This window comes from Kordia algicida OT-1, from assembly GCF_000154725.1.
Classification (GTDB): Bacteria; Bacteroidota; Bacteroidia; order Flavobacteriales; family Flavobacteriaceae; genus Kordia; species Kordia algicida.
The window spans coordinates 2966242-2990705 of record NZ_DS544873.1 but is presented as its reverse complement, the minus strand read 5'-3'; the positions used below and the strand labels follow the sequence as shown (position 1 = coordinate 2990705).

The window sequence follows — 24464 nt, the reverse complement described above, 5'->3', positions numbered from 1 at the left end:
CGCTAGTAACAGAAACAGGGTTTTTTTCCAAAGGTATAGGTTAAAGTAATTCCCATAAACATATACCAATCATTACTATTTATATTTCCGAACTTTAAAGCGTCGAAATCTGCTTTGTCATTTACTGGGTTGCTTCCGTCAATATCGTCTGTAAAGGTATATCGAGCACCAAGCTCCAAACCTAAGATAAAATTGTTTGAAATAGTGGTTTTGTAACCAAGCACCATTGGAATGGCAAATGTATTGTCGTCTCCATACGGGACAATACGACCATTTTCCAAAAATAAGGTGTCGTAATTAAAATAGGAAATTCCTGTAAATAAATAGGGTGTTCCTTGCGGATCTATTTCATGTAGGTTGAATTCCCAAAAAGTAAATTCGATACCAACCGTTAATTCTGTAATGGTATTTGTAAATTCTAATCCGCGCAATTGTCTTGCTGGATCATCTGATTTGATGTCTTTTCCTTCTAGTAATGTTCTGGTAATAGAAGCTCTAAACGAATGGCGTTCGCTTCGGTTCCACTTATAGATGGCTCCGTATGCCAAATGATTTGGATTGATATATTGTGTTGATCCTACGTCACCAATAAAATTACTGTACCCAACATATGCTCCAATTTCATGGAGTTGTGCGTTCAGCGTTTGGGCTAAAGTAAAAGCAACCAATAGTATAACGAGTCTTCTCATAGGTGTTAAAAAGTTTGCAAATATAGTATTCTCTTTTGTTATAGGCAATTCATAAACTAAGCCTATGGCTTTTAAACATAATTTGCGCGATTTTATTGCTTTTAATTTCGTTTATCTTCGCCCCAAAGAAGCTTTTTTCGAAGTGTGTTTAAGAAACTTTGCCCTTCAAGCTCTACTAACTTTACGGTAAATGGTGCTTTTTTTATGGTAATGATGCTATTAATATCTACCGTAGCAATTCGTGAATCTAAAGAAATAAGGTGTTTGTCTTCACGTCCAGAAACTTCTAATTGTATGGTTGTATGATCGGGAATTACTAATGGACGCGCATTCAGATTGTGTGGCGCTATAGGTGTTAATACAAAATTATTATTATTAGGTGTAATGACAGGTCCGCCACAACTCAACGAATATCCTGTAGAACCTGTTGGTGTTGCCACAATTAATCCATCTGCCCAATACGAGTTTAAGTATTCATCATTTAAATGCGTTTTTACCGTAATCATGGAAGTGGTATCTTTTCGGGCAACCGTGACTTCGTTTAAGGCAAAATTCATTTCCAAAATATCTTCATTCGTTGGAGAAGTTTCAACCGCAAGTACGCTACGTTCTATGACGGTAAACTCTTTGCTAATAATTTTTGAGATAGCGTCTTTGATTTCTTCTTTTTGAATCGTAGCTAAAAAACCAAGTCTTCCCGTATTAATTCCTAAAATAGGAATGTTTAAATCTTGCACGAGCGTAATGGTTCGTAAAATAGTTCCATCGCCACCAATACTAAAAAACAAATCGAACGATTCATCCAAATCATTGTAAGATTCAAAAGTCTTATAAGTTTCTGTAACGGTTACTTTCTGTGTAAAAATTTCGTAGTATTTTTTCTCAAAGAAAATTTCCACACCAAAATGATGGAGGTTTTTTAGCAAGTACGTAACATATTCGCCAGAGTCTTTGTGATAAAATTGACCGTAAATACCAACTTTCATACCTTAAATGTCTAAGTATTTGTTTAAGTATTCCGAGCGTTCCTTCAGGTTTTGCATGTATGAGTCTTCCGCAAATTCAGAAACAATATTATAACTATATCTTCTAAATGATTGTACCACTTCATTCAAGCCAATATTATTTAGTTTGATGGTAAACTGTACCACGTCGCGTTCAATTTTAGAAATAAATACGCCAAGAATGCGACCGTTATTTGATTCTACAATTTGGCAAATTTCACTGAACGAATAATCTTTTATGCCTTTTTCAACAATAAGCACGCTTCCAAGTTCATGTAAAAATGGCGTATCATTAAAAACATTGATAATGTCATTGAGTTCGTAATAGCCGATGTATTTGTTATTTTCGTTCAAAATCGGCATGATGTTCGACGAGTTTTGTGCAAATGCTTCCAAAACGTCAATCCAATTGGTTTGCTCACGCACAAAAAACTGTTCTAAAGCATAACGATATTCACTAATTTCTTTATCGGCATCAAAACAATGAGAATCTGTCTCAGACAAACATCCTAAATATACGCCATCTTGAAAGATAGGAATGTGTGAAAATGTAAGTTGATTAAAAACTAATTGCGCTTCTTTTACAGCATCAGTTGTAGTTAATGGTGTAACATCATTAAGAATGTATTGTGCAATATTCATAGAACAAAAGATTTGTGAGCGCAAATTAATTAAAAATAACTACTTCTTGGTATGCTAACTTTGTATTTTTGTGCTCAGTTAAAAAAATATAACGCAATGACGACAAAACTCAGTGTGAACATTAATAAGATTGCTACCTTACGAAACTCAAGAGGTGGCGATGTTCCAAATTTGATAAAATTTGCTAAAGATGTACAAAATTATGGTGCGCAAGGAATCACAATTCATCCACGACCAGATGAACGTCACATTCGCTATCAAGACGCACGCGATTTAAAACCGATTGTACATACAGAATATAATATTGAAGGAAATCCGATTCAGAAGTTTATGGATTTGGTGTTAGAAGTACAACCTACGCAAGTAACTTTGGTGCCAGATGCCGTTGATGCCATTACGTCAAATGCAGGTTGGAATACGATAAAACACAAGGACTTTCTCACGGAAGTGATTGCAGAATTTAAAAATAACGGAATTCGCACATCAATATTTGTAGATCCAGTTTTGGAAATGATTGATGGCGCAAAAGCAGTTGGAACCGATCGCATAGAATTATACACAGAAGAATTTGCACACCAATATAGTTTAGGAAACAAAAAAGCAATTCAGCCATATATTGATTGTGCAGTACGATCTAACGAATTGGGAATTGGCGTCAATGCAGGTCACGATTTAAGTTTAGACAACATACAATTCTTCGCAAAGGAAATTCCAGCATTGCTAGAAGTTTCTATCGGACATGCATTGATTGCAGAGTCTTTATATTTAGGAGTAGAAAATGTAGTAAACATGTATCTTAATAAACTAAAAAGATGATTTTACACTCAAACATTATTGGAGAAGGAAAGCCATTACTAATTTTACATGGTTTCTTGGGAATGTCTGATAACTGGAAAACGCTTGGGAAAAAATTTGCTAAAGAAGGTTTTCAAGTACATTTGATCGATCAACGGAATCACGGACGCAGTTTTCACTCAGACGAATTTAATTATGATCTCCTTGCGGAAGATGTAAAACGTTACTGCGAACACCATAAATTAACTACGATTTCACTAATTGGACATTCCATGGGCGGAAAAACAGCCATGTTATTCGCAGTAGAATATCCTGAAATGCTTGAAAAATTAGTCATAGTAGATATTGGTCCAAAATTCTATCCAACACATCATGAGCAAATATTAGCAGGTTTAGCAGCAATACAGCAAGAAACACTAACGAGTAGAAGTGATGCAGAAGATATCATGGAAAAATACGTTCCAGACTTTGGAACACGTCAATTCTTACTCAAAAATTTATATTGGCAAGAAAATAAAACACTCGGATTGCGTATCAACTTAAAAGCACTCGTTGAAAATGTTGGAGAAATTGGAGAAGCACTTTCAGGAATTGCTACCTACACAAAAGAAACATTATTCTTAAAAGGAGATAAATCAGAATATATTCTTACAGGTGATGAAAAATTAATCCATCAATATTTTCCAAAAGCAACCATTGAAGAAGTTTCCAATTCAGGACATTGGTTGCATGCTGAAAACCCAAAAGAATTTTTTGAAAAATCCTTGCTTTTTTTGAATTCTTAAGAATCGTTTTAAATTTACTATGAATGCATAATAAATTCGTTTAATTCTTGTGTTTATCATAATTTATGCTAATTTTGAAGCACTGATTTTACAAAAATTTAACCTTAAATCATCAATTTAATTATTATGAAGAAACTATTATTGGTATTGACCATCGCGTTTTCGGCTTCGGTAATGTACGCTGGAGGATATAGAGTCGGAGTACAAGGTCATAAGCAATTAGCAATGGGACATACCGGAGTTGCGGTTGTCACAAGTGCTGAATCGGCATTTTTTAATCCTGCAGGTTTGGTATACTTGGATGGAAAGCTAAATGTATCGCTCGGAGCAGCTGCGGTACTTTCAAATACATCATATCAAAACAGAGAGTTCGGATATACTTCAGAAGCAGACAATCCTGTTGGAACTCCATTTTATGCATATGGATCTTATAAAATTACAGACTGGTTATCTGCTGGAATAGCAGTATACACGCCATATGGAAGTAGAGTAGAATGGCCAACGGATTGGGAAGGTTCTCACTTAGTAAACAATATTGAATTATCGGCAATCTTTGTGCAGCCAACAATTTCTATCAAACTTTCAGACAAATTAAGTGTTGGTGGTGGACCAATTTACGTAACTGGAGCGGTAAACTTTAACAGAAACCTTTCTAGAAGTTTAACAGATGAAGAAGGAAACCGTTCAAACGTAACAATAGATGCTTCTGGAATCAACGCTTGGGGATATACAGTAGGCGCAATGTTTCGCCCAACAGAAAATATCAATTTAGGTTTTAACTACCGATCAAAAATTGACATGAATGTTGAAAGAGGAGACGGAACAGCAGATTTTGAAAACTTGCCAGGCGCTTTGGCACCAGGTTTCGCTGATGGAGATTTTACAGCTTCCTTACCGTTACCGGCAGAATTAACTTTTGGAGCTTCTTTTAAACCTTCTGACAAATGGTTGATTGCTTTCGATTACACCAGAACTTTCTGGGATGCTTACGAATCTTTAGATGTACAATTCTTCAATGCAGCAGGATTATCAAGAAACCCAAGAAACTACAAAAACTCATCTATCTACAAAATTGGTGCGCAATACGATGCAACACAAAAAGTAACGGTAAGAGCAGGATTCTACTTTGACGAATCGCCAATTAGAGACGGATTTTTCGCGCCAGAGACACCAAGACCAGATTCAGTAAACTTTACAGCAGGTTTCTCATACAACTTAAACAGCAGATGGGCAATTGATGCTTCTGTATTATATGTACATTCAAATGAAATTGAGAACTCTTACGACTACTTTGTAGAAGCAGGACAACGTACGTCTTTCGGTGGAGAATATAAATCGAATGCTTTAGTAGCAGGAATTGGAGTATCGTACAAACTATAAAAAGAGCAGAAAAAGATGAAAAATAATATAAAATATTTAGCAGTATTAGCATTAGGATTATTTGCCTGTGAGCCAGAATTTGATAATCCAATTGAAGAAAACGGAACTTACACAAGTGGATCAGCAGACTTTTCAACATACGTAGCAGTTGGTAACTCACTAACCGCTGGTTTTATGGATGGAACGGTTTTTAGAAGCGGTCAGCAAAATTCGTTTCCAAACATCATGGCAGAAAAATTTGCGTTTGCCGGAGGAGGAACATTTACGCAACCATCTTATGAAGATGATGTAAATGATGCTGGTGGATTCTTATTAGGAGGAAACCCACTACCAGGTTTTGATACACGTTTAGTTATTGATGCAAGTCAGGGCGGACCAGAAAACTTAAATGTTGCATCTACCGTTGAAGTTTCTAACTTACAAGCAACAGCGTATAACAATATGGGTGTTCCTGGAGCAAAATCATTCCATTTAGGAGCTCCTGGATATGGAAACATTGCAAACCTTGCTGTTGGTGCTGCAAATCCTTACTTTGTAAGACATGCAACATCTCCAAATGTAACCGTAATTGAAGATGCAACATCTTTAAACCCTACATTCTTTACACTTTGGATAGGAAACAATGATATTTTATCATTTGCTACTTCTGGAGGAACAGGTGTAGATCAAACAGGAAATCCAAACGTATTATCTTATGGATTCAATGATATTACAGATCCTGGAGTATTTGCATTCACATATCAAGGTTTAGTAGATGCTTTAACAGCAAACGGAGCAAAAGGAGTCGTAGCTACATTGCCAGATGTAACATCAATTCCTTACTTTACAACTGTGCCTTACAACCCAATTCCAATGGATGCGCAAACGGCAGCTTTTGCTAACGGAGCGTATGCACAATATAATGGAGGATTACAATTAGCTGCGGCTAATGGTTTAATCACAGCGGCTGAAGTTGCACAACGTACCATTCAGTTTTCAGCAGGTCAAAATGCTGTAGTAATTGTTGATGAAGACTTAACACCTCTAACTGCTTTAGGAATTCCAAGTTATAGAATGGCAACGGTTGATGATTTATTAATTCTGCCTTCTTCTGCTTTCATCGGAACATTGGCTGATCCAACAAATCCTGCTTCTGTAAACGGAGTTGGAGTACCATTAGCTGATAATTGGGTTTTAACAGCAACAGAAGTACAAATGGTAAGAACAGCAAGAACTGCTTACAACAATGCAATTGTATCTATCGCAGCAGCAAATGATTTAGCAGTAGCTGACATGGCTGTAAAACTAGAAGAATTGGTTTCTGGTTTGCGTACAACTGACGGACAAATTTATACAAACAACTATTTTGATGGATCTAGTAACGCCATTTCTACAACAGTATTTTCTTTAGATGGTGTACATCCAAATGCTAGAGGTTACGCAATTGTAGCCGACGAATTCATTAGAGTTATCAATGAAAAATATGGTGCAGATGTACCAAGAGTAACCGCAGGATATTATCCTGGAGTTACGGTAGTTCCGACGAACTAGAATTTTTTCAAAAAAATAAATATCAAAAGCACTGAGAAATCAGTGCTTTTTTTAGCTCAAAAAATTTCAAAACACCAGCATTATATATGGTAAATAAAGGAACAAAAGCAAAATGCTCTAAAAATTCTGTAATTGCAGCAAAAATAAACTGATACACAATTGTTTAAAAACTTGATTCGCTTTTAAAAATAATGTACTTTTGCAAGCCAATTTTCATATCACAAAAACGAAGATGAATATAACAAGAGAAAATATAGATGCGTTAAATGCAGTTGTTACAGTTAATATTGAAAAAGATGACTATAGCGACAAAGTGACTGAAATCTTAACAGATTACAAAAAAACTGCGAATATTCCAGGGTTTAGAAAAGGACATGTACCAATGGGATTGGTAAAAAAACAATACGGAAAAGCAGTACTTGTAGATGAGGTAAACAAACTTTTGCAAGAAAATTTAAACAAATACTTAGTTGAAGAAAAACTTGATATTCTTGGAAATCCATTACCAAGAATGCAAGAAGAATTTGATTGGGATGCAGAAACGTTCTCTTTTGAATTTGAATTAGGATTGGCTCCTGAGTTTACTGTTGACTTAAAAGAAAATGAAATCACACAATACGATATTGTTGCTGATGATAAAATGATTGACGGACAAATTGAAAACATCAGAAAGCAATATGGAAAATTAATCTCTCAAGATGAAGTTACCGAAGATTCTGAAGTAACAGGTGTTTTTACAAATGAAGAAAAAGAAATTGAAGAAAACGCTACGTTCAGTCTAGATAAAATCAAAGGAAAGAGAAACCTAAATAAATTTGTAGGTGCAAAAGTTGGTGACACTCTAACCTTAAAAACAAAAAGTTTATTTAACGACGATCATGATTTAATGAACTTCCTAAAAGTTGCTCATGATGACGTACACGACTTAGATATCGAAGTTTCTTTCAAAATTAACGAAGCAAACACAAGAGAATTGGCGGAATTAAACCAAGAATTGTTTGACAAATTATTTGGAGAAGGGAATGTAACAACTGTAGACGAAGTAAAAGCAAAGATCAAAGAAGATGCAGAAAGACAATTTGTACAGCAATCAGATCAACGTTTGCTAAACGACGTTACAGAAGGATTGATCGAAAACACTAAATTCGACTTGCCAGCTGACTTCCTAAAAAAGTGGATTCAATCTGCTGGAGAGCAAGAATTAACGCCAGAGCAAGCCGAAGAAGAATACACAAAATCTGAAAAAGGATTGCGTTATCAATTAATCCAAGACAGATTGGTAAAAGACAATGAAGTGCAAGTGCAATTTGAAGATTTAAAAGAATTTTCAAAGCAAATGATTCGCGCGCAAATGGCACAATTTGGACAAATGAATCCTAGCGATCAAGAATTAGAAGACATTGCTGCAAGAATTTTATCAAACCAAGAAGAAGTTCGTAGACTTACAGATCAATTGTTGAGTCAAAAACTATTAGAACTTTTCAAAGAAAAAGCAAACCTTAAAAAGAAGGAAGTAACTTACGAAAACTTCGTTAAAGAAGTATACGGAGATAGTGAGTAAGAAATAAAATACTTATATTTAAGGCGTTAAAATCATAATTTTTAACGCCTTTTTTAATCAAAAAATAGAAAGACACGAAATGAACTATAAAAAAGAATTTCATAAATACGCTACTAAACATCACGGTATCAACAATATGTACTACGACAAAATTGTAAGTCGTATGTCTCCATCGGCATTTTCAAACCCAGTAGGAATGACACCTTACATCATTGAAGAACGCCAGATGAATGTAGCACAAATGGATGTTTTCTCTCGTTTAATGATGGATAGAATTATATTTTTAGGAACAGGAATTGACGACCAAGTTGCAAATATTGTACAGGCGCAATTATTGTTTATGGAAAGTGTAGATTCATCAAAAGACATTCAAATTTACATCAACTCTCCAGGAGGAAGCGTATACGCAGGTTTGGGAATCTATGACACCATGCAGTTTATCAAGCCAGATGTAGCAACCATTTGTACAGGTATGGCAGCTTCTATGGGAGCAGTTTTACTTTGTGCCGGTCAAGCCGGAAAACGCTCTGGGCTTACACACTCAAGAGTGATGATTCACCAACCACTTGGTGGCGCTCAAGGACAAGCGAGTGATATTGAAATTACAGCGAGAGAAATCTTAATATTAAAAGAAGAATTATACAAAATCATTTCTAAGCATTCAGGGCAACCCTACGAGAAAATATATGAAGACTCAGATAGAGATTACTGGATGAAAGCTGATAGAGCTAAAGAATACGGAATGATTGACGAAATACTTGTAAGAGAATAATCTTTACAAGTGAATAACAATAATAATGGCGAAAGAAGAATTAGAATGTTCATTCTGTGGTAGAAAAAAACCAGAAACCAATCTGTTGATTGCTGGTTTGGATGCGCATATCTGCGACAGGTGTATAGAGCAAGCTCACGGGATTGTTCTAGAAGAATCAAAACAGTCAAGCAATGATGAATTGTCTTCTGAATTGGTGCTTCGAAAACCAAAACAAATCAAAGCCTTTTTGGACGAATTTATCATCGGTCAAGGAGCTACCAAAAAAGTAATGTCGGTTGCCGTGTACAATCACTATAAACGACTATTACAAGCACCAACCAAAGATGATATCGAAATCCAAAAGAGTAACATTATCATGGTTGGACAAACGGGAACGGGAAAAACGTTAATGGCAAAAACCATTGCGCGTATGCTAAACGTTCCATTAGCAATTGTAGATGCTACTGTTTTAACGGAAGCTGGATACGTGGGAGAAGATGTAGAAAGTATCCTAACACGTTTGCTACAAGCAGCAGATTACAACCTAGAAAAAGCAGAGCGTGGAATTGTATTTATTGACGAAATAGACAAAATTGCTCGTAAAAGTGACAATCCATCTATTACACGAGATGTTTCTGGAGAAGGTGTACAGCAAGCTTTATTAAAACTTTTAGAAGGAACTGTAGTAAATGTTCCGCCAAAAGGAGGAAGAAAACATCCAGATCAAAAATTCATCGAAGTAAATACTGAAAACATTCTTTTCATTGCTGGTGGAGCTTTTGATGGAATCGATCGTGTCATTACACGTAGATTAAACATGCAAGCTGTTGGGTATAGTGCTTCCAAGGATGAAGAAGCAATTGATACGGATAACTTGTTGCAATACATCATTCCAAAAGACTTAAAAGATTTCGGATTAATTCCTGAAATTATTGGTCGTTTGCCAGTATTAACACACATGAATCCGCTAGATGCAAATACGCTTCGCGCGATTTTAACAGAACCAAAAAATGCGATCATCAAACAATACAAAAAGCTATTTGAAATGGATAGTATTGAGTTTGATATCACAGAAGGTGCGTTAGAATTTATCGTGGAAAAAGCAATTCAGTACAAATTGGGTGCACGTGGATTACGTTCATTATGTGAAACCATCTTAACTGACGCGATGTTTGATTTGCCAGGTTCTGACGAAAAAGAACTAAAAATTACCAAAACATACGCTGAAAAAAAGCTATCGAAAGTAGCGATCAAAAAATTGAAAGCAGTATCATAAAACAACGGTAATGCAAATACAAAATTTCTATATCCAATCAGTAGCTAAACAGTTATTGATTGGATTTTTTATTGGACTTTGGTTGTTTCTGTTCTTTTATTATATAGAACCATTTGATATGTATCAGCTAGCACGAGACGAGCGGATGTTAGCTGTATTTGGGTATAGTATTATTGGAGTTTTAACCTATATCATTACCATCCCTATTCAGCGATTTCTTTACAGATCGGCAGGGAAATGGTCGTTTTTGCAAGAAGGATTGTTTTTGTTGTCACTTATCATAATTGCAGGTGGAATCTCGTATTTATTCTTTAAAATTATTCTACTTGAAAATGACCCAGATGCACACACTTTTTGGTTCTTCTTCTTTCAAAACGTAATTCCAACAGTATTTTTAATTTTGCCTGTAATGATTTTTTTGCGCTGGTTATTTAGCGAAAAAGTCATAGTACACGAACCCGCCACTTCCACTAAAGAACCAACAATTGTCATCAAAGGCGAAAACAAGGCAGAAGTATTACATCTCAAAGAATCTGAATTAGTATATATTGAATCTGCGAACAATTATGTAAAAGTATACTACTTATTGCAAGGTCAATTAAAAAGTGAACTATTCAGAAACAAAATATCAGTCTTACAAAAAGAATTTCCGTTCTTACTAAAAACACATCGATCATTCTTAATAAATCCAATTCATTTTTTGGAATGGAAACGTGAATCTTCACAAACAATTCTCATATTAAAGCCAGCGGTCACAGAAATTCCTGTATCAAAAACCTACAAAAAAGCGTTGGTTGAAAAATTCGTTAATCCCGCAGAATAAACCATTCGCCAAAGTGGAAAATTTTCGCCACTCAAATCGATTCATTCGCCACAATTAGTTGTAAACACTGGGTAAATGTTGGAATATTGAACTGTCAAACAATCAAAATAGTTCATTATGAAAAAGTCAATATTTAGAATTTTAGCCTGCACTTTACTTGTAATTACAGCTTTTAATTTAGAAAGTTGCACCGTAGTTTATAGATCCATTGCACACGGACAAGCAGACGTAACCGATCATGAATGGCAACCAAAAGTAATCGTTGAAAAAGGGACAACTGATTTTGAATTTGCTAAAAAAACCGATACTGAATTGGCTGCTTTTTTAGATAAATCTTTAGAAGGAAGTAACACCAACGCATTTATGGTAATTAAAAATGACACGATTATTTATGAAAAATATTTCAACAACTACGATGAAAATTCATTACACACTTCTTTTTCAGTGGCAAAATCTTTTGTGTCTGCGTTGGTTGGAATTGCGCAAGGAGAAGGCTTACTAAACGAAAATGAACCAATAACAACGTATTTGCCAGAATTATTGAAACAAGACAAAGATTTTGAGAAAATCACCGTAAAACACTTGCTAAACATGCAAAGCGGAATCAAATTTGATGAATACCCACGATTAAATCCGTTTACAGGAATGGCACGTTTGTATTACGGAACTAATATTCGTACAAAAATTACGCACGGAATGACCATTGAAGAAGCGCCAGGACGTTTTAACTACAGAAGTATTGATACACAAGTATTAGGAGTTATTCTTGAACGTGTGACAAAAATGCCAGTAGAAGAATATTTATCAGAAAAATTGTGGAAACCATTAGAAATGACGTCAGATGCAACTTGGTCTGTAGACAGTGATCGTAACAAAATGGTAAAAGCATTTTGCGGAATCAACGCTACAGCAGAAGATTTTGCAAAATTAGGAAGATTGTACTTGAATGGAGGAAAATACAAAGGGAAACAAATTGTTCCTGCGGCTTGGGTTGCTAAAACGGACAGCGGGAAAAAAATCAGAAGTCACTTTGGATACAAAAATAAATGGTGGACAAGTTCGCACTACGAAATATTTGATACAGAAGATGAAGGAAAAGCATATGCAGCAGCAAACGGAAAAGAATTTATAAGCTCTAAAAAGTTAAAAAGCGGTAAATATGTATCATACTTTCAAGGAGACGATTACAACGCACTTGGCATCTTAGGGCAGCATGTATATGTGAATCCAACAGAAAATATTATTGTTGTTCGTTTAGGAGATTCATGGCGCAATAAACGCTTCTATCTCTCAGAATTGATCTATACGTACGTAGGAAATGGACGTTATAAAAAGATGCTGCCAAAAAAAGAGGTAACTACTTCACAAAATATAGTCGCTAAAAATAATTAAAGCAATTCGATATTTGGTATAAAAGTCCCTTTTGAGGCTTTTGCGTTTTTAAGCAATTTTAAATTTATACAATTAAATTCCAATAACATAAAGGAGAAAAACAGCAAATGTCATTTTTTTTGTATTTTGAAAAATCAAATCTAAAAGTTTAGGGCAAATGTAAGTGAATAATGCAGGTTGGAACGTTTTGCTCTAGCAAATACATCAACTAATTTCTATGAAAAAAATTACGCTATTATTTCTATGTATTGCTCAATTTTCCTTTTCTCAAATTGATTCACTTATTACACAACTTCAAACTGTACCGAAAGATACGAACAAGGTTAAATTGTTGAATCAAATTGGTCGTAAATCGTTCAATTCAAATATCAAATTAGCATTTACCTATTTGCCTGAAGCGATTGCGTTAAGTGAAGAACTAAAGTATACAGACGGACTTATAGACTCATATAAAAACTTAGGAACAGCTTATTTTTATCTGCGAAAATATGACAGTACGGAAGTCTATTGGCGAAAATCCTTGCGAAGCGTTCCCGAAGAAAATACCAAAAAGAAAGGTGATGCATACAATAATATGGGCGTTTTGTTTCAGCGATTGGGAAAAGTAGATTCTAGTTTAACGAATTATAAAGCATCTGTTCGTTATCGGAAAAAACTAGAAGATTCATCACAAGTAGCACGTTCTTATAATAATATTGCTGCGTTATACAGGCAAAAAGGAAATTACGAAGAAGCGTTGCAATACTACTTTAAGGCGTTACCAATCTATAAGAAGTATGAATTAAAAAAAGAAACCTCAGATGCGTTAAACGGTATCGGATTGCTATACAAAGACCTAGAAGATTATGACAATGCTATTCAATACCTGGAAGAAGCTTACGAACTCAGACAATTGATTAAAAATCCACGACTCATAGCGAGCTCTACCAACAACTTAGCAACTGTATACTACGAAACTGACAATCTTGAAAAGGCGAAAACATTCTATGTAAAATATTTAGGCTTTGCCAAAAAAATGAACGATAAAAGAGCGTTGGCTGGAGCATATTCGAATTTAGGAAACATAAGCGTTCAAGAAAATAATGTAGCAAAAGCAATCTCGTATTATACCAATGCAAATGACTTGTTTAAAAATATAGGAGATACAGAAAACCTAGCGCTGACTTTTGTCAATTTGGCTACGTTGGAATACAACCAAAAAAACTATGCAAAATCGCAAGCGTATTATGAAGAAGCTTTGGCAAATGCTGAAAAGTCAGGATCATTATCCTATCTAAAAGAAGCTTATTTAGGACTTACAGATTCTAATCATCAACTAAAAAATTATGATGCGTCGTATGCTAATTTTCAAATGTATACCAAAATGCAAGACAGTCTCTTTAAAAAAGATCTCTCTGAAAAAGTAGCTTTTTACCAAGAACAATACGAAGCCGAAAAGAAAGCCAAGGAAATTCAAATTCTTCAAATAGAAACGATTAAAAAAGATAAAGACATTGCGTTGACAAAAACTTATCGAAATTGGGCAATTGTATTTTCTATCTTATTAATTATAACCCTTTTGTTATTATACAATCGTTACAAAATCAAGCAAAAATCATTTCAGCTCAAAGAAACCATCTTGACAAAAGAAAAAGTAGCATCCGAACTTGAAGCACAGTTACAAAAGAAAGAATTAGAATTAAAAGCTGTAGAATTAAGTTCGCTCACTATGAAATCGCTTCAAAAAAACAAACTGCTTGAGGAATTGAATGATACAATAACTGCTTTTAAAGAAAGTGAAACTTCCAAAGCCGATTTTATTAAAGAATTGAATAATATAGTAAAGCAAGGCTTAAATTTTGACGATCATTGGGAAACATTTCAAAAACATTTTACCAATGTACATCCTAATTTTTTCAAAACGCTCAATGCAAAATATCCAAACTTAACCAATAATGATCTCAAAGCTTGTGCCTACATTCGAATGAATCTTTCTACCAAAGAAGTTGCAACACTAACCAACGTGACTCCCAAAAGTGTAAAAATGACACGCTATCGACTCAAAAAGAAACTAGAATTGGGTCAAGAAGATGATTTAAAAAACTTCCTATTTGAAATATAATTCCCTTTTATTCCCGTAAAAAGTAAAAGGAAAAACACTTACGTCTATACAGGAAAAACACCTATTTAGCTGTTTTTATGCGCTATAAAAGCCCTTGTAGCCCTTTTGTAGTCCCCAAAAATTTCTTCTGGAAACGCATTTCTCATTGATTTGTAGTATCAAAATAATACGCACATGCAATCAAACTAACACATGTGTAAAAATGTTTTCAATACTAACTATTAAATCAATTATCTATGAAAAAACAATTATTATTTTATGCTTTACTATTACCATTATTAATTTATGGACAAACGTATGAATCGTATAGAGCTGACATATATGATCCAGTAGGAGCCGATCAAGAACTCTTTGGGTTTGCCATAAAAGTAAGTGATGATGGTAGTAGAATATTAGTAGCTTCACGCGCATATGATGGTCCATCTTTACCGCTAAACACAAATACTGGAAAAGTGGCGATGTACGAATATAATGGTACTGATTGGATGAAGATAGGTGGCGACATTATCGGAGAACAACCAGGGGATGAATTTGGAAGAACAATTGCTATGAATGCCACAGGGTCAATAATAGCTGTTGGAGCACAATCGGGAGATCCAAATGGTGTCACTCAAGCAGGATATGTAAAAGTATATCAATACGATGGTGCAAATTGGGTACAACTAGGTGCTACATTTGAAGGGCAAACAGCAGGTAGAGCCTTAGGATCAAGTATCAGTTTAAGTGCAGACGGAATGCGTGTCGCTATTAGTGCTATTGGCGCCAATACAGGTAGAGGAGAAGTGAAGGTGTACAATTACAACGGAGCAGTTTGGACACAAGTAGGGAGTACGCTATCTGGAGCGGTAAACAACGATCAATTTGGTTTTTCTATCGATTTAGATGATGCAGGAACATTTCTAGCAGTCGGAGCGCCTTTTGTGGATGCAAACGGAACACCTTCTGGGCAGAATAGAGGTCAGGTAAAAGTATTTGAGTACACAACAGATTGGACTAACATTTTTACGGCAGCCGGTGTTGTTGGTATGAATGACAATTTTGGAAGAGCAGTTGCCTTAAGTGGAAATAAAAGTGTATTGGCTGTTGGAGCAACGCAAAGTGGCGCAGATAGTGGGTATGTACGTACGTATGGTTACAGTTCTTCAAGTAATACGTATGTGTATTTTAGAGATGTTTCTGGGGAAAATGTGAATGACAGGTTTGGAGAATCAATTTCGCTAAACGATAATGGAATATTTATGGCTGTTGGTGCATCACAAAATGATACTTTTGGGGGCAACAATGGAAAAGTATACTTGTATAAAAGAGAGTTGCAAGGCGGCGTAAACCATTGGTATTCACGTCAAGGAGAATACGATGATGATGCTACAAGTGGCGATGGTGACACAGTTGCGCTTACTGCCGACGGCAATGTATTATTCACAAACACATTAGCTCAAAACAATCCAAATGGTATTCCTGGAGTTATCAAAAGCTACGCTGATTTTTCAACCTTATCAGTAAAAGAATCTATACAAAATACAAACATCAAAATTTATCCCAATCCTACTTCCGGAATTGTCACTATAAGTAATGTGTCTAACCATCCTATAAGCACTGTAAGAGTATATGATCTTACAGGTAGATTATGTTTTGAGAAAAATGTCAATAGTATTGAAAACGTTAGCATAGATATGAACAATCTATCTGCGGGAAGCTACTTGATTAATATCCAAAGTAATCAAGGAAGCAAAACTATTAAAGTGAATAAAAGATAGTTCAAGGCACATTTTATAGTTTTGTGAAAAGAGTAGTAATGTATGTTACTGCTCTTTTTTTTAATACCCTTATTGTGTTTTTTTGTTAAGTATGTGAACTATTTTATATTTCATTAAAAAAGAATATTTTACTTTAAAGGAAAGGTTGATAAGAAGTTTTACGCGCAAAACAAGAGTTTACAAAAAATAAAAAAGGAACGCAGGGCGCGTTCCTTTTTTTGGGCAATATCAGTATTATTTACAATTACTCCACGATAAGAAACTCGATTCTTCGGTTCGTCTCGTGTTGCGCCTCTGAACATTTTGTGCCACAATCTTCTATAGGTTGCGATTCTCCATATCCATTAGAAATCACACGGCTAGCATCTATTCCGTTTTTAAGCAAATACGCTCTAGCAGAAGCAGCTCGTTTGTTAGATAGCTTGCTGTTGTAAGTTGCTCTCCCTCGGTTGTCAGTATGCGCGTTGATTTCAATTTTCATTTCTGGATTCTCATTCAATACATCAATAATCTTATTTAAAGATAATGTTGACTCATCTTTGAGCATCCATTTATTATAGTCAAAATAAATATTTTCTATTTTAATCATTAATTTTTCATCTTCTTTTACGATTTCAGCTTTTGCTTGTGGCAACTTGATGGTTACTGTATGCTTAAAATCATCACCTCTAAAAGATTCAAATTCTTCCTCAGTTTCAATAAAACCATCTTTAGAAGCATGCAATGTATAAGAATTGTAAGGAATCACTGTTGTTGTAAAAACTCCTTTATCGTCAGAAGTAATTTTATCTACTACACGACCGTAAGCGTCAACAACTGTTACCGTAGCATTTGGTAAAATCATATTTGTCTTATAATCAACAATAGTTCCTTGTAATATTTGTGTTGTTTTTTCTCTTTTAAAATAGTAGATATCATTTCCACCTTTTCCTCCTGGCCTGTTAGAAGTAAAGAAACCAGAGTTTGACTGATCCATTAAGAAACCAAAATCATCTTCAGTACTATTTAAAGAGCTTCCCATATTTACAGGAAAATTGAATTTTCCATCAATGATTTTACTCTCAAAAACATCTAGTCCACCTAAATTGTAATGTCCGTTAGAAGAAAAATACAAAGCACTGTTGTCTCCCATGATGTATGGAAATCTTTCATCTTTGTGCGTGTTGATTTCGCTTCCTAAATTTTTTGGTTTAGAATACGTTCCGTCATCGTTAATTGTTACTGAGAACAAATCAAATCCACCTTTTGAACCTGGCATGTTTGATGAAAAGTAAATTGTTTTGTTATTTGGAGATAAAACTGGATTCTCAATAGAATATCCTTCTACGTTGAATGGTAACATTTCAATATTTGTCCATTCATATTCTGGCATTTCTGCTCTAAAAATTTTTAAATTATGCTGTCCGTTTTCCTCAACACTTCTTGTAAAGAAAACAACATTTTGCTCATTTGATAAAGCAATAGAACCTTCGTGACTTTCTCTAGTATTGATAGATCGAGAAAAATTCACTAAATTTTTTACATCTCCTTTTTGACTTAAATCTCCACAATATAAGTTGTAAAAACCTTCGTTTGTATTTTTATCTTTCTTCGTGAAAAACGCCCCAATTTTTTTCGCAGAAGAAATAATAACCTTATCTCTAAAAAATGCAGTCGCATGCTCAGAATAAGGTGTGTTGATATTAAGATTTTCGAATTCGTACATGTATCCATTTGGATCTAAAGCTTTGATTGCCTTACTTTCCATGTCTTTGGCGGCTACATTGCTGTAGGTCTCACTCGTCTCAATCGCTTCTGCCTCTGGCCCTTGTGCAGTTGCGAAAGTTACGGTGAACAGTGCTAAAAGAACTAGCACCGCTGGTGTAAACTTTCTCATTTTAAAATTTGGTATTGTAAATTGTTAATAATCTGATACACCAAATATAACGCAGCAATTCAGTAGCCTGTATTTTATTGGTCAAATGACGTATAAATTCGATGAGTAGTACAAAATGGGAGTTCAGTGGTATAAAAAACAGGTGTTTTTACCTATAGAAAAAGCTTTTCATTTGATTTTTAAATAGTTACGATTTTCGATTCATTTGTAGTAATTCGTCCAAGTAATCACGTTGATTGGACAATCGTGGAATTTTATGCTGTCCACCAAGTTTGTCATTCTTTTTTAGCCAATCATAAAATAATCCTGTGCGTGCTACGTGCAATTTTAAACTGTTTAAAGTAATATTATTAAAACGTTTTGCTTCGTAGTCAGAATTGATATTCTGAAGTGCTTCATCCAGCAAAAAAGCAAATTCATCAATGTTTTCTGGTAATTTTTTAAACTCCACAATCCACTCATGTGCACCTTTTTCGTTTCCTTCCATAAAAACAGGACCGGCAGTATATTCTACAATTTTAGATTTGGTAGCGGCACAAACTCTCTTTAGCGCATCTTCTGCGTTTTCGATGATTAATTCTTCACCAAATACATTAATATGATGTTTTGTTCTTCCTGTAACTTTTATACGATGTGGTTTTGTTGAGGTAAATCGAACGGTATCGCCAATCATATAACGCCACAAACCTGCATTGGTCGTAATAACAACGGCATAATTTTGTCCAACTTCTACGTCAGCTAACGGAATTACTTTTTGATTCGGAGTATGAAAAGTTTCCATCGGAATGAACTCGTAAAAAATGCCGTAATCCAACATTAATAAAAGTTCATCAGAGTCATTCTGATCTTGAATGGCAAAGAAACCTTCGGAAGCATTGTAAATTTCGTAATATTTAAATTCAGGTTTGGGCAACAAGTTTCGGTACTGTTCTTCATACGGAGCAAAACTTACACCACCGTGAAAATACACTTCTAAATTTTCCCAAACTTCAAATAAATTTGCCTTCTGAGTCTGCTCCAATACTTCATTTAATAAAACGAGCATCCACGAAGGAACGCCAGCCAAACTCGTCACGTTTTCGCGTAATGTTTCTTTAATAATTGCATCAATCTTAATTTCCCAATCGCCCATAAGCGATACTTTATTGCTCGGCGTACTGCTAAATTCCGCCCAAAGCGGTAAATTATCTATTAAAATTGCTGATAAATCACCGTAAAATGTTCCGTTTTGCTCATATAATTCTTTACTTCCGCCCAAACGCAAACTTTTTCCATTAAACATCTGCGAACCTTCATTATTGTTCAAATACATGCAAAGCAGATCTTTACTCGCGGCATAATGACACAATTCTAAAGAATCATCACTTACAGGAATAAATTTACTTTTTGCATTGGTCGTTCCGCTCGATTTAGCAAACCATTTAATAGGTTTTGGCCAAAAAATATTCGATTCGCCTTTGCGGGAACGTTCAATCATAGGTTGAATGTCTTCGTATCTTGTTACCGGAATGCGTTCAGAGAAAGTTTTGTAGTCGGTAATAGAAGCAAAATCGTACTGTTTCCCGATTTCAGTCTTTTTCGCCGTTGTAATTAATGACATGAGCAGTTCTAGCTGAACTTCGTTTGGGTTGCTTAAAAAAAGCTCTATTTGGGAGATGCGTTTTTTTAAAAACCAAGAAGCGATAGAATTTACTAATGGTATCGGCATTTTTAAAAGATTATTCGGTTGTGATTTTAGTTGTTAAAATATGGCTACTCGCGAAAAGTTTTTTACATTCGTCATCGATCTTCTTCGGAAGCAATCATACTTTAAGTGAATAAAAATAGCAAAAATCTTTAATGATGTATCAAGGTGTTTTAACAAAAATGCAAACGGAGTTTGGAAAACCGATTCAATATTACCTAAATTTTGAAGATGATTTCCTGAATATGAATCAATTACTTAATAAAACACTGACCTTGAATTTTGAAAAATTTGAATGCCTAAATTGTCATTTGGAGAAGCAAATTTACCGCCAAGGATTTTGTAAGAGTTGTTTTTTTGAAATTCCAACGGCAGGCGATTGGATTATGCGTCCTGAATTGAGCACCGCACATTTGGATGTTGAAGATCGTGATTTGGCATACGAGAAAAAAGTACAATTACAACCGCATATTGTGTATTTGGCGTTGTCTAGCGAAATAAAAGTTGGTGTTACGCGCAAACCGCAAGTTCCTACGCGTTGGATAGATCAAGGAGCTGTAAAAGCTGTAGAAATTGTGGAAGTTCCCAACAGATATTTGGCGGGAATTACGGAAGTTGCTTTAAAATCGCATGTATCTGATAAGACAAATTGGCGAAAAATGCTTCAAAACTTAAATGAAGATGCAGATTTGTTAGCAAAAAAAGAAGCATTGCAACAATTCATTCCCGAAGAAGCACAAGATTATTATTTAGCAAATAGGGAAGTGGTAGAATTAGATTTTCCTGTATTGTCGTATCCTAAAAAGGTAAAAAGTTTAAACCTCATCAAAACGCCTAATTATTCTGGTGTTTTAAAAGGAATTAAAGGACAATATTTAATTTTTGAAGATAATACCGTTTTTAATGTGCGTGGAAATGAAGGTTTGGTGGTGAGTTTGGCGATTTCTTAAGGTGCTAATTTGAAAATGTTTCAATTTTATAATTGGATTGACTTTGCGTTTTTTCTTGTGAGATATAGTACGAATTATTTCGTTGCACGGAAAAGATGAATTCAATATAAATATCTAAAACTTTCCAAAACGTCAGAGTGATTTTTCGCAGTAAAACGCAGAAAAATTGTATTGAGATCAGCTTTGAAAATTCTTCATATCTAACTGCTAAAAAAATAAATGAACCCTTTGTGCATTTTAATAATGTTTATTTTAACAATGAGCAAAGCGAATCTAAAAAAGTAGGCTGAGCGGAGTCGAAGCCTACGCTTCATGAATTTCCGAAATAATCTTCTGATAATCATTCGCATTGGCAACAAAATCTAAATCAGAAACATCAATGATTTTTACATTTAAGTCTTTGTGTGTTCGGATGAACTCCAGATATCCATTGTTAATTTTTTCTAGATATTCCGAAGGAATTTTTTGTTCATAATCACGTCCGCGTTTTTTGATATTTTTTAACAAACGTTCCGTGTTTTGATATAGATATATGTATAAATCAGGCTTCGGAATTTCCTTGTACATGATATCAAACAGTTTTCTATAGAGTTTGTATTCTTCGTTTTGCAACGTCACTTTGGCAAAAATGAGCGATTTTACCACATCATAATCTGACACAATAAAATCTTTAAACAAATCTAACTGCGCTAAATCGTCTGAAATTTGCTGATACCGATCTGCCAAGAACGACATTTCTAGTGGAAATGCATAACGACTGTTGTCTTCATAGAATTTAGGCAAAAACGGATTGTCTGCAAAACGCTCTAAAATCAATTTTCCATTGAAATCTTCAGCAATTTTAGTGGCTAACGAGGTTTTTCCCGCACCAATGTTGCCTTCTATGGCAATGTAATTAAAGCGAGAAAAATTCTTTTTACCATCCGGATTTTGCAAGGTTTCTTCACTTTTCTGAATTCCGTCTGCAACTATCATTTCATTCAATTGCGAAACTGTTTTTTTATACGTTGGATGAATTTTACTCGGCGCAATATCACTCAATGGTTGCATGACAAATTTACGTTCATGTGCCAACGGATGCGGCAACACTAACAAATCCGTTTGCATGCTTTCATCTTCATAGAAAATAATATCAATATCAATTGTTCTATTTTGATAGCCTTTTTTAGCACTTCTTACACGACCAAGCGTCACTTCAATTTCTAAAATTTCAGACATCATTTCAGCAGGAGACAACGCTGTAGCAATACACAAACAGGCATTGTAAAAGTCGCTGCCTTCAAAACCCCAAGCTGGCGTTTCGTATATCGGAGAAATTTTTACCACACGACCAACATTCGCAGAAAGTTGCTGAATGGCTTGTTGTAAATACGCTCGTTTGTCGCCAACATTACTTCCGATAGATATATATGTAGTGTGTAACAAGTTTGGATGCAATTGAATAGGTTTTTAGCCAAAAAATAGCTGCGCCAAATATAGTCAAAATATACGGATCGCTTTTGCAAAAATTACATTTGCCGTTCTTTTTTAGCATGTATCAATTGATGAAAAGTCGCTTTATTTCTAACTTTAAAAAGATTCTGTTATTTATTTCTTAAAAAGTGTAACATTTTAACAATTTGTCACACTTACTTTCTAGTTATTCAATTAATAAATACTTTTGCCAAAAGGCTTACATAAATATATACGCTATGAATTTTTTTAAACGAGTACTTTCAACAGTTGTTGGAATTGGTGTTTTCTTCGGACTTTGTTTTTTATTGTTACTGATTTTCGTTTTTGCAAGCGCAGGATCTGATAAAAATATTGTTTCCGTAAAAAGCAATTCCATTATAGAATTGAATCTTGATGCTCCAATTGACGATTACGCAGGAAGATTTGATTTTAGTAAAGTTCCTTTTTATCCTCAAGATCAAGTGCACGACGGATTGTTCAATATTATTGACGCAATTCACTATGCAAAAGATGACGATAAGATTAAAGGAATTTCTATCAAAAACAATACACTTCAAGCTGGAATGGCGCAAACAAAAGCGTTGCGTGATGCTTTATTAGCATTTAAAGAATCCGGCAAATTCATCGTTTCTTATGGTGATTATTATTCTCAAAAAGATTATTACTTAAACTCTGTAGCAGATACTGTATATCTGAATCCTGTTGGCGGATTGGATTTTAAAGGTTTATCGATGGAACGCATGTATTACAAAGATTTTCAAGAGAAATACGGTATAAAAATGGAAGTGATTCGTCACGGAAAATATAAAAGTGCTGTTGAAGGATATTTAAATCAGGAAATGAGTGAAGCGAATCGTGAGCAAATTTCTGTGTTTTTACAATCAATTTGGGACGAAATGCGTACTGAAATTGCTGAAAGCAGAAACCTTTCATCAGATCACTTAAATACCTTAGCAGACGAACTCGCAGGAAGAACCGCAACACGAGCTTTGAATGTAAAATTAATTGATAAAATTGGTTATGAAGACGAATATGAAGCGGGAATTCAATATGCAATGGGCGAAAATAGTGACATCAACCGAGTGAACATTTATGATTATGCCGAGTATACTGCTGATAAAAAACCAACAGTAAAGAAAAGTGACGAAAAAATCGCTGTTATTTATGCACAGGGTCAAATTATGTATGCCGAAGGTAATGAAAATTTTATCGGACAAGGTGTGATAAACAAAGCGTTGAAAGAAGCAAGAGAAGATGAAAACGTAAAAGCAATTGTATTACGTGTAAATTCTCCTGGTGGAAGTGCTCTGGCAAGTGAGTTAATTTGGAGAGAAATTGAATTGACTAAAAAGGAAAAACCTGTCATTGTTTCTATGGGAGATTTAGCCGCTTCTGGCGGATATTATATTGCTTGTAACGCAGATAAAATTTATGCCGAACCAAATACTATTACGGGAAGTATTGGCGTTTTTGGAACGATTCCGAATATGCACAAACTCGCAGAAGATTTAGGAATCAATGCTGAACAAGTAGGGACCAATAAAAATGCTGTTGATTACAGCATATTTGAACCAATGAGCGACGAACAACGTGCGTTGATAAAAGAAGGAATTGAAGATATTTATGACTTGTTTACACAACGTGTTGCTGACGGACGTGGAATGACGCAAGAAGCGGTAGACGAAATTGGTCAAGGTCGTGTTTGGACAGGAAACGACGCTATTAAAATTGGTTTGGTCGATGAAATTGGCGGACTAGATATGGCATTACAAGCTGCCGCAGATGCTGCTGACATGACAGAGTATAAAATTGAAGAATTACCTGTATATGAAAAAGATTTAGAAAGCATCTTAAATCAATTTACAGGCGGATTCATCCAAAGTAAAGAAGAAATGATGAAAGAAGAATTGGGTGATAAAAACTATTTAATTCTTCAAAAAATGAAGCAAATAACAAAGATGGAAGGTCCACAATTGTTATTACCGTATGAAATTGAGATTAAATAATTTG

General features: G+C 34.8%; 19 protein-coding genes. 13 read left to right on the top strand and 6 right to left on the bottom strand.

Annotation, left to right across the window (positions count from 1 at the left end; translation table 11 throughout):
• Positions 1 to 2: 2 nt before the first annotated feature.
• From porG to KAOT1_RS12705, 3 genes are all read right to left on the bottom strand, one after another.
• Complete coding sequence (gene porG / locus KAOT1_RS12715) at positions 3 to 689, bottom strand: type IX secretion system protein PorG (RefSeq protein ID WP_007095231.1); 687 nt, start codon at positions 687 to 689, stop codon at positions 3 to 5.
• 101 nt (positions 690 to 790) lie between these two features.
• A complete protein-coding gene (locus tag KAOT1_RS12710) occupies positions 791 to 1675 on the bottom strand; it encodes an NAD kinase (RefSeq protein ID WP_007095230.1) in 885 nt (294 codons plus the stop codon).
• Positions 1676 to 1678: 3 nt separating this feature from the next.
• A complete protein-coding gene (locus KAOT1_RS12705) occupies positions 1679 to 2335 on the bottom strand; it encodes a CBS domain-containing protein (protein ID WP_007095229.1) in 657 nt (218 codons plus the stop codon).
• 96 nt (positions 2336 to 2431) lie between these two features.
• Between KAOT1_RS12705 and KAOT1_RS12700 the strand changes: the two genes are divergently transcribed.
• The 11 genes from KAOT1_RS12700 to KAOT1_RS12650 all read left to right on the top strand — a co-directional run bounded on the left by KAOT1_RS12700 (position 2432) and on the right by KAOT1_RS12650 (position 16489).
• Entirely contained in the window at positions 2432 to 3151 is a 720-nt protein-coding gene (locus KAOT1_RS12700; protein WP_007095228.1) for a pyridoxine 5'-phosphate synthase, read from the top strand.
• Positions 3148 to 3915 (top strand): alpha/beta fold hydrolase, encoded by a 768-nt coding sequence (locus KAOT1_RS12695; protein WP_007095227.1) that lies wholly within the window; start codon positions 3148 to 3150, stop codon positions 3913 to 3915. Before KAOT1_RS12700 ends, KAOT1_RS12695 begins: the two co-directional genes overlap by 4 nt.
• Positions 3916 to 4041: 126 nt before the next feature.
• Positions 4042 to 5295 carry an OmpP1/FadL family transporter gene (locus KAOT1_RS12690; RefSeq protein ID WP_007095226.1) on the top strand — a complete coding sequence of 418 codons (1254 nt, stop codon included), beginning with the start codon at positions 4042 to 4044 and terminating at the stop codon, positions 5293 to 5295.
• Positions 5296 to 5310: 15 nt separating this feature from the next.
• Positions 5311 to 6825, top strand: a complete 1515-nt coding sequence (locus tag KAOT1_RS12685) for an SGNH/GDSL hydrolase family protein (protein WP_007095225.1) — start codon at positions 5311 to 5313, stop codon at positions 6823 to 6825.
• Between the two features lie 232 nt (positions 6826 to 7057).
• Positions 7058 to 8386 carry a trigger factor gene (gene tig, locus KAOT1_RS12680; RefSeq protein ID WP_007095223.1) on the top strand — a complete coding sequence of 443 codons (1329 nt, stop codon included), beginning with the start codon at positions 7058 to 7060 and terminating at the stop codon, positions 8384 to 8386.
• Between the two features lie 79 nt (positions 8387 to 8465).
• Positions 8466 to 9158, top strand: a complete 693-nt coding sequence (clpP, locus tag KAOT1_RS12675; protein WP_007095222.1) for an ATP-dependent Clp endopeptidase proteolytic subunit ClpP — start codon at positions 8466 to 8468, stop codon at positions 9156 to 9158.
• 25 nt (positions 9159 to 9183) lie between these two features.
• A complete protein-coding gene (gene clpX / locus KAOT1_RS12670; protein WP_007095221.1) occupies positions 9184 to 10416 on the top strand; it encodes an ATP-dependent Clp protease ATP-binding subunit ClpX in 1233 nt (410 codons plus the stop codon).
• Positions 10417 to 10426: 10 nt separating this feature from the next.
• Positions 10427 to 11239 carry a LytTR family DNA-binding domain-containing protein gene (locus KAOT1_RS12665; protein ID WP_007095220.1) on the top strand — a complete coding sequence of 271 codons (813 nt, stop codon included), beginning with the start codon at positions 10427 to 10429 and terminating at the stop codon, positions 11237 to 11239.
• 117 nt (positions 11240 to 11356) lie between these two features.
• Positions 11357 to 12631, top strand: a complete 1275-nt coding sequence (locus tag KAOT1_RS12660) for a serine hydrolase domain-containing protein (RefSeq protein WP_007095219.1) — start codon at positions 11357 to 11359, stop codon at positions 12629 to 12631.
• A 217-nt stretch (positions 12632 to 12848) separates the two neighbouring features.
• Positions 12849 to 14732, top strand: a complete 1884-nt coding sequence (locus KAOT1_RS12655) for a tetratricopeptide repeat protein (protein WP_007095218.1) — start codon at positions 12849 to 12851, stop codon at positions 14730 to 14732.
• Positions 14733 to 14968: 236 nt separating this feature from the next.
• The gene (locus tag KAOT1_RS12650) at positions 14969 to 16489 is read left to right on the top strand and encodes a T9SS type A sorting domain-containing protein (RefSeq protein ID WP_007095217.1); all 1521 of its coding nucleotides are present in this window, start codon (positions 14969 to 14971) and stop codon (positions 16487 to 16489) included.
• A gap of 244 nt (positions 16490 to 16733) precedes the next feature.
• On the opposite strand, the gene KAOT1_RS12645 is transcribed toward KAOT1_RS12650, so the two are convergent.
• Together KAOT1_RS12645 and KAOT1_RS12640 are read right to left on the bottom strand one after the other, a co-directional pair.
• Positions 16734 to 18365: an OmpA family protein gene (locus KAOT1_RS12645; protein WP_007095216.1), complete on the bottom strand. Its 1632-nt coding sequence runs from the start codon at positions 18363 to 18365 to the stop codon at positions 16734 to 16736.
• A 187-nt stretch (positions 18366 to 18552) separates the two neighbouring features.
• Positions 18553 to 20073: a GH3 auxin-responsive promoter family protein gene (locus tag KAOT1_RS12640; protein WP_007095215.1), complete on the bottom strand. Its 1521-nt coding sequence runs from the start codon at positions 20071 to 20073 to the stop codon at positions 18553 to 18555.
• A 131-nt stretch (positions 20074 to 20204) separates the two neighbouring features.
• Here KAOT1_RS12640 and KAOT1_RS12635 point away from each other — a divergent pair, with 131 nt between their 5' ends.
• The gene (locus KAOT1_RS12635) at positions 20205 to 20999 is read left to right on the top strand and encodes a DUF2797 domain-containing protein (protein WP_040559532.1); all 795 of its coding nucleotides are present in this window, start codon (positions 20205 to 20207) and stop codon (positions 20997 to 20999) included.
• A 303-nt stretch (positions 21000 to 21302) separates the two neighbouring features.
• On the opposite strand, the gene folK is transcribed toward KAOT1_RS12635, so the two are convergent.
• Positions 21303 to 22436, bottom strand: coding sequence for a 2-amino-4-hydroxy-6-hydroxymethyldihydropteridine diphosphokinase (folK, locus tag KAOT1_RS12630; protein ID WP_007095213.1), 1134 nt, complete (start codon positions 22434 to 22436; stop codon positions 21303 to 21305).
• Positions 22437 to 22690: 254 nt separating this feature from the next.
• Between folK and sppA the strand changes: the two genes are divergently transcribed.
• Positions 22691 to 24460, top strand: a complete 1770-nt coding sequence (sppA, locus tag KAOT1_RS12625) for a signal peptide peptidase SppA (protein WP_007095212.1) — start codon at positions 22691 to 22693, stop codon at positions 24458 to 24460.
• Positions 24461 to 24464 lie beyond the last annotated feature (4 nt).

What these genes read in the sequence shown, in the direction of transcription:
- porG (WP_007095231.1), bottom strand. Translation starts at nt 689, where the DNA reads ATGAGAAGACTCGTTATACTATTGGTTGCTTTTACTTTAGCCCAAACG.
- KAOT1_RS12710 (WP_007095230.1), bottom strand. Translation starts at nt 1,675, where the DNA reads ATGAAAGTTGGTATTTACGGTCAATTTTATCACAAAGACTCTGGCGAA.
- KAOT1_RS12705 (WP_007095229.1), bottom strand. Translation starts at nt 2,335, where the DNA reads ATGAATATTGCACAATACATTCTTAATGATGTTACACCATTAACTACA.
- KAOT1_RS12700 (WP_007095228.1), top strand. Translation starts at nt 2,432, where the DNA reads ATGACGACAAAACTCAGTGTGAACATTAATAAGATTGCTACCTTACGA.
- KAOT1_RS12695 (WP_007095227.1), top strand. Translation starts at nt 3,148, where the DNA reads ATGATTTTACACTCAAACATTATTGGAGAAGGAAAGCCATTACTAATT.
- KAOT1_RS12690 (WP_007095226.1), top strand. Translation starts at nt 4,042, where the DNA reads ATGAAGAAACTATTATTGGTATTGACCATCGCGTTTTCGGCTTCGGTA.
- KAOT1_RS12685 (WP_007095225.1), top strand. Translation starts at nt 5,311, where the DNA reads ATGAAAAATAATATAAAATATTTAGCAGTATTAGCATTAGGATTATTT.
- tig (WP_007095223.1), top strand. Translation starts at nt 7,058, where the DNA reads ATGAATATAACAAGAGAAAATATAGATGCGTTAAATGCAGTTGTTACA.
- clpP (WP_007095222.1), top strand. Translation starts at nt 8,466, where the DNA reads ATGAACTATAAAAAAGAATTTCATAAATACGCTACTAAACATCACGGT.
- clpX (WP_007095221.1), top strand. Translation starts at nt 9,184, where the DNA reads ATGGCGAAAGAAGAATTAGAATGTTCATTCTGTGGTAGAAAAAAACCA.
- KAOT1_RS12665 (WP_007095220.1), top strand. Translation starts at nt 10,427, where the DNA reads ATGCAAATACAAAATTTCTATATCCAATCAGTAGCTAAACAGTTATTG.
- KAOT1_RS12660 (WP_007095219.1), top strand. Translation starts at nt 11,357, where the DNA reads ATGAAAAAGTCAATATTTAGAATTTTAGCCTGCACTTTACTTGTAATT.
- KAOT1_RS12655 (WP_007095218.1), top strand. Translation starts at nt 12,849, where the DNA reads ATGAAAAAAATTACGCTATTATTTCTATGTATTGCTCAATTTTCCTTT.
- KAOT1_RS12650 (WP_007095217.1), top strand. Translation starts at nt 14,969, where the DNA reads ATGAAAAAACAATTATTATTTTATGCTTTACTATTACCATTATTAATT.
- KAOT1_RS12645 (WP_007095216.1), bottom strand. Translation starts at nt 18,365, where the DNA reads ATGAGAAAGTTTACACCAGCGGTGCTAGTTCTTTTAGCACTGTTCACC.
- KAOT1_RS12640 (WP_007095215.1), bottom strand. Translation starts at nt 20,073, where the DNA reads ATGCCGATACCATTAGTAAATTCTATCGCTTCTTGGTTTTTAAAAAAA.
- KAOT1_RS12635 (WP_040559532.1), top strand. Translation starts at nt 20,205, where the DNA reads ATGATGTATCAAGGTGTTTTAACAAAAATGCAAACGGAGTTTGGAAAA.
- sppA (WP_007095212.1), top strand. Translation starts at nt 22,691, where the DNA reads ATGAATTTTTTTAAACGAGTACTTTCAACAGTTGTTGGAATTGGTGTT.